We start from the raw sequence: 798 nt of genomic DNA, 5'->3' as shown, positions 1-798 counted from the left end.
TTAGGGGATTTTGGGGAATTTTGCAAAGGTCTCAATATACGAATCCGCTCTATTCGCAATTGATTTCTTCACCCTCCCTTCGTTCATATAAAAAGGTCGTCTGAAACCCTGTTTTGGATTTCAGACGACCTTTGCTTTACTTCAGCTAAGAGCCGTTAGCTTACCACTGGTACAACGCACCTGCTCCGACACCGACGTGGCCGTCTGTGTTGGCAGAGAAGTTGCCTTTAACAACCCAGTTACCGCCGTCGCTCATCGCAGACACGCCGATTGCCATGGCGGATTGACCACCGTAGTAGCCGCTGCCCACGCCGATACCGGTCGCACCCGGACGGGTTACTTGCGGAATCGAGCCTTGTGCAATCGCACCTGCCACGCCTGCATAGGCTTTTTTGCCGACGCGTTCGATGTTGTTTTGCAGGGCGTTACCCACGCCGGCGAGCTGGTTCAGGTTGACCGCATCGGTACCTTCTTTCGCCGGAGCGACGTTGGTGATGCGTTGTCCGCCGTTGTTCAGACCGATCGGGCTGAGGCTGACGGTATTCGCCGGGTTATGGGCGGTCGGTGCAGCGATGCTGACACCTTGCGCGTTAACGGTTACACCGCCTGCGGTTACGCTGGTTACATCAAGTTTATCGGCAGTAGCAACGTTATACACGGTCTGACCGCTGTTGCCGGTCGTTTGGTTAACGACGACGTTCTTACCTGCGGTAACTTCGGTTTTCGCCGCCGTCGCTTGTGTCGCTACGTTGGCAATCGCCTGGTTGGTGTAATACAACTGGCTGCCGTTGATCGCAT

General features: G+C 55.0%; 1 protein-coding gene. It reads right to left on the bottom strand.

Annotated features, from left to right (window positions below; genetic code table 11):
* Positions 1-160: 160 nt before the first annotated feature.
* On the bottom strand, positions 161-798 hold a 638-nt coding region (locus HMPREF2726_RS03425; RefSeq protein WP_210399675.1), incomplete at its 5' end, for a YadA family autotransporter adhesin.

This window comes from Neisseria sp. HMSC074B07 (assembly GCF_001810355.1).
Classification (GTDB): Bacteria; Pseudomonadota; Gammaproteobacteria; order Burkholderiales; family Neisseriaceae; genus Neisseria.
The sequence above is the reverse complement of the archived record's forward strand: the minus strand, read 5'-3'. Positions and strand labels throughout refer to the sequence as shown.